We start from the raw sequence: 8,272 nt of genomic DNA on the forward strand, positions 1-8,272 counted from the left end.
CCATGGGACTGATCGCCAAGCTGGTCACCTCGCCCCTGCTGCCGGTCCGTGCCGCCCTGTGGGTGGCGGAGCGCGTGGCGCAGAAGGCGGAAGCCGAGTACTACAACCCCGCCCCGGTCTGGGCGGCGCTCGCGGAGCTCGAACGCCGGCTGATCGAGGGGGAGATCAGCCAGGAGACGTTCGACCGCGAGGAGGATCTGCTGCTCGACCGCCTGAGGGAGATCGAGGAGTTCCGCAACCCCGACCGCTGACGGGACCCGCCGGAGGTGAACGCAGTGACTGACCCGATGGCCCGCAGGTTCGGTTCGGGCCCCGCGATGGGCGGCTACCCGTCCGGTTCCTCGGCCAGCCTGGCCGACATCCTGGAGCGCGTGCTCGACAAGGGGATCGTGATCGCCGGGGACATCCGCATCAACCTCCTCGACATCGAGCTGCTGACCATCAAGCTGCGGATCCTGATCGCCTCCGTGGACAAGGCCAAGGAGATGGGCATCGACTGGTGGGAGCACGACACGTCGCTGTCCTCCGGCCGGCGGGACCGGGCGCTGGCCGCCGAGAACGAACGGCTGCGCGCCGAGCTGGAGGAGCTGCGCCGGACGGCCCTGCCTCCCCCCGGGGCCGACGCGGCGGCCGAGCCCGTCGCCCGCGCGGAGGACGAAGCCCCCGTGCGCCGCACGGCGAAGCGCAGGCCCCCGTCATGAGCGGCCCGGCCCCCGTGCTCACGTACGTCTACGCCGTCGCCCCTCCCGCGCCCGTGGTCCGGCGGCTGCTGCCCGGGCTCACCGGCGTGGGGGGCCGTCCCGTCACCCTGCTGCACGCTCCCGGTGACGACCCCGGCCCGGTCGCGTTCGTCATCAGCGACGTCCCGCGCCCCGAGTGGGACGAGGAGGCCCTCAGGGCCCGCTTCGAGGACCTGCGGTGGCTGGAGGAGGCCGCGCGTTCGCACCACCGCGTCATCGAGGCCCTCGCCGCGCACACCACCGTCCTGCCGCTGCGCATGGCCACCCTCTACGAGGACCACGCCGGCGCGCTGAACGCCCTGCGCGCGCAGGCGCAGGACTTCGCCACCCTGCTGGCCCGCCTCAGCGGCCACACCGAGTACGGCGTCAAGCTCTACGTCCGGCCCGCCCCTCCCCCGGACGCCGGCGCGGCGCCCGCCGACACGAGCCCCGGCCGGGCCTACCTCCAGGCCCGGCGGACCCAGCGGAGCTCCCACGAGGAGCACTACCGGCAGGCCGCTCTGGCCACCGAACGCGTCGTCGCCGTCGCCCGCCGCTTCACCGCGGACCGTGTGCGCCACCCCGCGCAGAGCGGGCCGCTCGTCGCCGCCTCGGCCGAGGAGAACGTCCTCAACGACGCCTATCTGGTGCCCGACGCCCACGCCGAGGAGTTCCGCTCGGCCCTGGCCGGTGCGACGCACGGCCTGCCGGGGATCCGCCTGGAGGTGACCGGCCCCTGGGCCCCGTATTCCTTCGCCGCCCCGGCGCCCCCGCCCCCGGAGCCGTGAACGTCATGGACCCCCTGGAGCCCGTGAACGCCCTGCCGCCCGCCGACCGCCGTGAGGCCGCCCTGCCCGGCCGTCAGGTGGCCCTCGTCGACCTGCTCGACCGGCTGCTGGCGGGCGGGGTGGTCATCGCGGGCGACCTCGTGCTGTCGATCGCCGACATCGACCTCGTCCGGATCTCCCTGCGCGCCCTCGTCTGCTCCGTCGCCACCGCCGACGACCCCGGGCCGCGGGACGGTGACCGCGATGGCCCCTGACGAGCGCCCGCCTGCCCGCGCCGCCGGACCCGACCTGTACGGCGTCGGGGACGCGCTGGCCGAGGCGCTGCGGCTGCTGCCCGCCACTCCCGCCGAGACGGCCGGCGGGCACGGCCCCGGCAGGCGGATCCGCACCGGTCCCGACAGCGCGGCGGAGGACCTCGTCAAGCTCGTCCTGACCCTGGTGGAACTGCTGCGCCAGCTCATCGAACGCCAGGCCCTGCGCCGCGTCGAGGCCGGAGGGCTCACCGAGGCGCAGGAGGAGGAGCTCGGCGCCACGCTGCTCGCGCTCCACGACCGGATGACCGAGCTGTGCGCCCAGCACGGCTTCAGCCTCGCCGACCTCAACCTCGACCTCGGTCCCCTCGGCCCGCTGCTGCCCCCGTCCGGCTGAGGGCGGGCGGGGCGGCGGAGTCCATGCGTTCCTTCGGCATCGGGCGGGGGGCGGGACTACGCTCCGCAAGATGGAACGCGCAGAGATACTCAAGCGGGTGATCGGCATCCTCACCGAGGCGCAGGACGTCCGCCGGGCCGTGGAGACCGGCCGGGACGAGGACGCCGAGGCGGCGGACACGCCCGGAGTGGCCACGCTGCTGCTCAACGAGATGCTGCCGTCGATACGGGTCCCCGCCGACGCCACGCCCCAGCAGGTGGCGGCCCTGGTGGCCGAGGCCCTCGGCCCGGCCCTGCACACGATGGTCTCCGGGTTCAGCCTGGCGTTCACCAGCCTCGCGATCGCGCACGACAGCGGGCGTACGGACGTCTCGTCCATCGAGGTCCTGCAGGAACTCGCCCTGGAGGTGGAGGCGGGCACGTACGACGAGGGCGCGTAGGTGACCGGGTTTGCCGGCGCCGTCCCCGGTGAAGACGCCGGGTGAGCCCGGAGGCGGGGCATCCCGTCCACGGACGTGCCGGAGGTGAGCGGTGTGGCGGAGCAGCGCGCGCGGAAGGGGGCGGACAGCGGCGCGGACCACGACGCCCGGCCGTACGTCCCCCACACCGACGACCTGGACGAACTGAGCCGGGCGGCGGCCTCCTGCCGCGGCTGCCCGCTCCATGCGGCCGCCACGCAGACGGTGTTCGGGGCGGGGCCGCGCCGGGCACGTGTCGTCCTGGTGGGCGAGCAGCCCGGGGACCGGGAGGACCGGGAAGGAGAGCCGTTCGTCGGGCCGGCCGGTGCCCTGTTGCGCCGGGCCCTGGCCGCGGCCGGCCTCGACGAGTCCGCCGTGTACTTCACCAACGCGGTCAAGCACTTCAAGTTCACCGTGCCGGAGACGGGCAAGCGGCGGATCCACAAGGCTCCGAGCCTGCGCGAGATGACGGCCTGCCGGCCGTGGCTGGTGGCGGAGCTGGCCTCGATCCGGCCTGAGCTGGTCGTGGCCCTGGGGGCGACGGCGGGGAGGGCTCTGTTCGGCGGTTCCTTCCGGGTCGGCGACCACCGCGGCCTGCTGGAGCCGCTGCCCGCGGACGACGGCGCCGAAGGCGAGCAGGTCCTGCCGGACGCCCGGGTGCTGGTGACCGTCCACCCGTCGGCGGTGCTCCGTGCGCGGGACCGGGACAGCGCCTACCGGGGCCTGGTGGCCGACCTGAGGGTCGCCGCCCGGGCCCTCGCGGACTGAGGCGGGGCGCGGCCCGGCGGACGAGGGAGCGGCACGGTCTGGGCGGACCGGTAGCCGGCCTCGTGTGCCGCCGTGTGACCCGGCCCCGTGTGCGAGCGGCGGGGGGACGGCCGGCTGCCGGCGGGCGGGGGCCGTCAGGGGCGGTCGGTGGCTTCCGTGATGGTGAAGGGCGTTCCCGCCCGGTCGCTGAGGGTCACCCGCCGCTCCATGGACGAGCTGCTGACCGCGCAGATGACCCGGCCGCCGTAGTGGACGGCCCGGTCGGCCACCGCGTCGAGGTCGGGGACGGCGAAGTGGACCTCCCAGCGCGGTCGCGTCCGGGGATCGGGGGCGGCCTCCACGGCTCCGGCGTCGATCCTGGCCACGGTGTGGTGGTGGCGCCGCACCACGACGTGGTCCTGTTCGTAGGCGACGTCCAGCGCGCCGGGCCGATCCGCGGCCCAGTCGAGCACCTCGCCGTAGAAGACGGCGGCGGCGAACGCGTCGCGCGCCTTGAGCTCGACCCACACCGGGCCGTCCCGGTCCGACCAGCGCTCGGGCCCGACCTCGCCCTCCCAGAACCCGAAGACCGCGCCGTCCCGGTCCGCCGCCAGGGCCGCCCGTCCGGTGGCGAAGGCCAGCGGGCCGATGGCGGTGGTCGCACCGCGTTCGCGGATGCGGGCCGCTGTCACGTCGGCGTCCCCGACGGCGAAGTACGGGGTCCAGGCCATGGGAACGCCCAGCCGCGGCACGACGGCGGCGATGCCCGCCACCGGGACGCCGTCGGCGCAGGCCACCCGGAACTCCTCGCCGAGCCGGCTGCGGCGGAACCGCCATCCCAGGACGTTTCCGTAGAACTCCTCGACCGGGTCGAGGTCGTGGGTGGCCAGGCTCACGCAGACCGGCGCCCCGAACACGTCACCACTGGACCTGGACATCGCACCGCCTCCGTTCCTCGCCGTCGTCGTCTACCCCGGCCCCGCGCCCTTCACCGCCGGACCGGCGGCCGCGGGCGGGCCGGATCACGTCGTCCCGTCCAGGGGGCGGCGCAGGGCCGACCGGCCGGCGGTCCAGCGGGTGCGCAGGTGGCCGGCCAGGCGGTCCTCCAGCAGGCCGGTGGCGGCGCAGCCGAAGGCGACGTCGGCTTCGAGGGCGGGTTCGGTCTCCAGCAGCCCGGCGACGACGCCGTGCCGGACGACCTGTTCGTGGACGGCGTCCGCCTCGACGTGCTCGGCGTAGAAGTGCTCCGCCGCGGGCCCCGCCCCGCAGCGGCGCATCGCCGCGGCCAGCCGCCGGGATCCGGGCGAGGAGGTGATCTCGACGCGGGCGAAGTGGCCGACCAGGGCGCCGCGCAGGGCGCGGTGCAGGCCGAACAGGGACATCAGGTTGACGGTGGCGAGTGCGGGGGCGGGCGCGCACTCCAGGTAGCGGCCGTAGGCGGGGTCCAGGCCGAGGTCGGCCATCAGGTCCGCGAAGAGGCGGGCGTGCACCCGTTCGGCGCGGCCCGCGCCGAACTCGTCGTACTCGATCGCCGCCATCGCGGCCTTGGCCCGGCCGGTGAGCCTCGGGACCACCCACAGGTGGGGGTCGGCCTCCTTGAGGTGGTACAGCGAGCGCAGGGCGGCGTACTCGCGCAGCTGCCAGAGCGCTCCGTCGGTCTCCAGGTAGCCGCTGAGGCCGTCGCCGGGACCGGCGGGTTCCTCCAGCAGCGGTGCGAAGGCCCCGTCGACGGTGCCGGGGGCATCGGTGAGTGCATCGCGCAGGGCCGCCAGCATGCGGGACTCCAGGCGGGCGCGGACGCGCAGCAGCTCCGGGTCCCACTCCAGGTCGTCGGGGACGCCCGCGAAGCCCCGGTAGTGCAGTTCGTAGAGGAGGTACAGGGCGAGCTGGGCGTCCTCGCCCCAGGGGTCCGGCGGGACGGCGGCGACCAGCGGGCGGGCGGGGCCGGTGCGCAGGGCGGCGAGCACGGCCTCGGACAGGGGGCCGCGTGCGGCGGGGAGGGGTGGTGCGGCCTGCGTGGCGGAAGCCGGGGAGGTCATGGGCGGCGCTCCTTCGCTGCGGGGGGCCCGGGGCCGGCCGGGGGCGGGCGGGGGCGTCCCGGCCCCCGTCCGGCCGCGGCGGCGGTGGCGGCGGTGGCTGGTGTCGCACCAGGGCGGGGTGCGGGTGCGCCGGCAGGTGCACAGGGCGACGGCGAACCGGTCCGAGACGGCGGTGGTGCCGTCGGGCAGGGCCACCTCGACGGGGCCCTCCAGCAGCACCGGCCCCTCGGGGTCGGTCCGGACCCGGCACACCGGGCGGGAAGCGCCTGCGGGCGCGGCGGGATCAGGCGTAGCAGCCACGGATGACCACCAGTTCCTCCAGGTCCTCGCCCCGCGCGGCGAATCCGCGTTCGATGAGCCAGGCGCGCCGCGAGGACAGCACGGGCCCCCAGCCGATCCGGCGGCGGAACGCGATCCGGGCGCGGAGGCCCGCGTCCTCCAGGAGCCGCACGGTGCGCTCGCTGCCGCACAGGGCGGAGTGGACCACGAGCAGTACGCCGCCGGGCCGCAGCAGGGTGGGGGCGGCCGCGCAGATCGGGTCGAGGACGGCCCGGCCGTCCCCGCCGGCGTCCCAGGCGCGGCGGGCCCCGCGGGCCGGCAGGGCGCCGTCCGGGCAGGGCACGTACGGGGGGTTGGCGACGACGAGGTCGTAGCGGGGGCCGCCCGTGGTCCGGGTGGCGAAGTCGCCGTGGAGCACCTTCACGGGCAGTCCGCGCAGCCGGGCGTTCAGCCGGGCGGCGAGCACCGCCGGCCAGGAGGCGTCGACGGCCGTGACCTCGGCACCGGAGGCGGCGGCGCGCAGCGCCACCACGCCCGTGCCGGTACCGATGTCCAGGACGGTTCGTCCGGGGCCGAGGTCTTCCAGGGCCACGGCGGCCTCCAGCAGGCGGCTGTCGTCCTGGGGCCGGTAGACACCGGGCAGCGACACCAGACGGTGCCGTGCGGGAGCGGTGGCGGTCATCCTCACCTCCGGGAATCGGGTGACGTCTCGTGATCACGGCGTCTACCCCGGCCGGGCGCTCCCATCCCCGGGACCGGCGGGAAGCAGGCATGGAAGGGCGGGCCAGGGGCAGGCGCGGAAGGACCCGAACGCGAGGACCCTACGAACGGAAGGACACGGAGCCATGGGACACGGCGGCGATGTGGTGGCGGAACTGACCGCGGACCACGACGAGGTCAAGGAGTACTTCCGGAAGCTGGGGCGGACCGGCGGCGCGGAGGAGCGGCGGGGCCTCGCCGACCTCCTGACGATCGAACTGGTCCGCCACTCGGTCGCCGAGGAGCAGTACCTGTACCCGGCGGTGCGCGAGTACCTCGACGAGGGGGACCTCATCGCCGACAAGGAGCTCGCGGACCACGGGCGGGCCGAGCGTCTGATGAAGCAGCTCCAGGAGGAGGACGCGGCCGGGACGAGGTTCACGTCCGTGCTGCGCGAGCTGGAGGCGGACGTGCTGGCGCACATCCACGACGAGGAGCAGAACCTGTTCCCCGCGCTGCGGCGGGTCTGCGGCAAGGACGTGCTGGACGACCTGGGCGACAAGACGCGCCGGGCCAAGAGGACGGCGCCGACGCGCCCGCACCCGGGGGCGCCCACCACCCCGCCGGCGAACAAGCTGCTGGCGCCGGGGATCGGCCTGGTCGACCGGGCCCGCGACCTGCTGTCGGGGCGCGGCAAGGACGGCTGAGCCATGAAGGTCGTCGTCACCGGGGCCACCGGCAACGCCGGCACCAGTGTGGTGTGCCGTCTGGCCGCCGATCCGCGGGTAACGGAGGTACTGGGGCTGGCCCGGCGGGTGCCCCAGTGGCGGCAGCCGGGCGTCCGGTGGGCCGCGGCCGACATCGACCCCGGTGGTACCCCCCTGGCCCCGCTGTTCGCGGGCGCCGGGGCGGTGGTCCACCTGGCGTGGAAGTTCCAGCCGACGCACGATCCGGTGGAGACCTGGCGCACGAACGTGCTCGGTTCGCTGCGGGTGTTCGAGGAGGCCGCCGAGGCGGGGGTGCCGGTCCTGGTGCACGCCTCGTCGGTGGGGGCCTACGCGCCGGGGCCGCCGTACGACCGCCCGGTGGACGAGTCCTGGCCCACCCACGGGTGGCCCGGGGCCGCCTACACGCGGGAGAAGGCGTACCTGGAGCGGTGTCTGGACGGGTTCCAGGCCGGGCATCCGGACATGCGGGTGGTGCGCATGCGCCCCGCGTTCCTCTTCAAGGAGACATCGGCGTCCGAGCAGCGCCGGATCTTCGCCGGCCCGCTCCTCCCGGGCCGGCTGGTACGGCCGGGGCTGCTGCCGGTGGTGCCCGATCTGCCGGGGCTGCGCTTCCAGGCGCTGCACACGGACGACGCCGCGGCCGCTTATGCCGCCGCCGTGCTGCTGCCGGTGCGCGGGGCGTTCAACCTGGCCGCGGAGCCCGTGCTGGACGCGGCCGCGCTGGGCCGGCTGCTGGAGGCCCGGGCGGTACGGCTGCCGCTGCGGCCGGCCCGTGCGGCGCTCTCCGCGGCCTGGTGGCTGCGCCTGGTGCCGGCCCCGCCCGGCCTGCTGGACGCCCTGCTGCGGCTGCCCCTGCTGAGTTCGGCCCGGGCCCGCGACGAACTGGACTGGCGGCCGAGCCATTCGGCCACGGAGGCCATGGCGGCCTTCCTGCGCGGGCTGCGCGAGGGGGCCGGCCTGCCCACTCCCCCGCTGGCCGGGGACCACGCCCCGCGGGCGGCCGATGTGGCCGATCCGGCGGAGGCGCGGGCCCAGACCGAGACGGGGGCCGCGGCCGGCGAGGCGCGGCGGGCCCGGTGTCCCGGCCCGGGGCCCCCCGCCGGCGCCGCCGGGGGGCCCCGGTCAACCCCCCGGCGGCCCGGGGGGGGGGGAGAGGGGGGGGGGGGGA

Annotated in this window: 11 protein-coding genes and 2 pseudogenes; 9 read left to right on the top strand and 4 right to left on the bottom strand. The window is 76.2% G+C overall.

From position 1 onward, the window contains the following. Positions 1 to 2: 2 nt before the first annotated feature. The 7 genes from AB0F18_RS22560 to AB0F18_RS22590 all read left to right on the top strand — a co-directional run bounded on the left by AB0F18_RS22560 (position 3) and on the right by AB0F18_RS22590 (position 3,380). Complete coding sequence (locus AB0F18_RS22560) at positions 3 to 251, top strand: gas vesicle protein GvpG (RefSeq protein WP_362063380.1); 249 nt, start codon at positions 3 to 5, stop codon at positions 249 to 251. 36 nt (positions 252 to 287) lie between these two features. Continuing rightward, complete coding sequence (locus AB0F18_RS22565; RefSeq protein ID WP_362063402.1) at positions 288 to 701, top strand: gas vesicle protein; 414 nt, start codon at positions 288 to 290, stop codon at positions 699 to 701. After that, positions 698 to 1,507 (top strand): GvpL/GvpF family gas vesicle protein, encoded by an 810-nt coding sequence (locus AB0F18_RS22570; protein WP_362063382.1) that lies wholly within the window; start codon positions 698 to 700, stop codon positions 1,505 to 1,507. Before AB0F18_RS22565 ends, AB0F18_RS22570 begins: the two co-directional genes overlap by 4 nt. A gap of 5 nt (positions 1,508 to 1,512) precedes the next feature. Then, positions 1,513 to 1,761, top strand: coding sequence for a gas vesicle protein (locus AB0F18_RS22575; protein WP_362063404.1), 249 nt, complete (start codon positions 1,513 to 1,515; stop codon positions 1,759 to 1,761). Then, complete coding sequence (locus tag AB0F18_RS22580) at positions 1,751 to 2,155, top strand: gas vesicle protein K (RefSeq protein WP_362063384.1); 405 nt, start codon at positions 1,751 to 1,753, stop codon at positions 2,153 to 2,155. Before AB0F18_RS22575 ends, AB0F18_RS22580 begins: the two co-directional genes overlap by 11 nt. Before the next feature lie 70 nt (positions 2,156 to 2,225). Continuing rightward, the gene (locus AB0F18_RS22585) at positions 2,226 to 2,594 is read left to right on the top strand and encodes a hypothetical protein (protein WP_362063386.1); all 369 of its coding nucleotides are present in this window, start codon (positions 2,226 to 2,228) and stop codon (positions 2,592 to 2,594) included. Positions 2,595 to 2,687: 93 nt separating this feature from the next. Continuing rightward, positions 2,688 to 3,380, top strand: coding sequence for a UdgX family uracil-DNA binding protein (locus AB0F18_RS22590; protein WP_362063388.1), 693 nt, complete (start codon positions 2,688 to 2,690; stop codon positions 3,378 to 3,380). A 134-nt stretch (positions 3,381 to 3,514) separates the two neighbouring features. On the opposite strand, the gene AB0F18_RS22595 is transcribed toward AB0F18_RS22590, so the two are convergent. The 4 genes and pseudogenes from AB0F18_RS22595 to AB0F18_RS22610 form a co-directional block, all read right to left on the bottom strand. Beyond that, on the bottom strand, positions 3,515 to 4,297 hold the full coding sequence (locus AB0F18_RS22595; RefSeq protein ID WP_362063390.1) for a VOC family protein: 783 nt from the start codon (positions 4,295 to 4,297) through the stop codon (positions 3,515 to 3,517). Positions 4,298 to 4,381: 84 nt separating this feature from the next. Further along, positions 4,382 to 5,398 (bottom strand): iron-containing redox enzyme family protein, encoded by a 1,017-nt coding sequence (locus AB0F18_RS22600; RefSeq protein ID WP_362063406.1) that lies wholly within the window; start codon positions 5,396 to 5,398, stop codon positions 4,382 to 4,384. A gap of 102 nt (positions 5,399 to 5,500) precedes the next feature. Next, positions 5,501 to 5,698: pseudogene (locus AB0F18_RS22605) on the bottom strand (CDGSH iron-sulfur domain-containing protein); the annotation flags it as partial. Then, on the bottom strand, positions 5,682 to 6,359 hold the full coding sequence (locus AB0F18_RS22610; RefSeq protein WP_362063392.1) for a HemK2/MTQ2 family protein methyltransferase: 678 nt from the start codon (positions 6,357 to 6,359) through the stop codon (positions 5,682 to 5,684). The gene AB0F18_RS22610 and the pseudogene AB0F18_RS22605, both read right to left, overlap by 17 nt. Before the next feature lie 163 nt (positions 6,360 to 6,522). Between AB0F18_RS22610 and AB0F18_RS22615 the strand changes: the two genes are divergently transcribed. After that, positions 6,523 to 7,083: a hemerythrin domain-containing protein gene (locus AB0F18_RS22615; RefSeq protein WP_362063394.1), complete on the top strand. Its 561-nt coding sequence runs from the start codon at positions 6,523 to 6,525 to the stop codon at positions 7,081 to 7,083. A 3-nt stretch (positions 7,084 to 7,086) separates the two neighbouring features. Next, positions 7,087 to 8,097 (top strand): annotated as a pseudogene (locus tag AB0F18_RS22620) (NAD-dependent epimerase/dehydratase family protein); the annotation flags it as partial. Positions 8,098 to 8,272 lie beyond the last annotated feature (175 nt).

The organism is Streptomyces sp. NPDC029216, assembly GCF_040648015.1.
Taxonomy (GTDB): domain Bacteria; phylum Actinomycetota; class Actinomycetes; order Streptomycetales; family Streptomycetaceae; genus Streptomyces.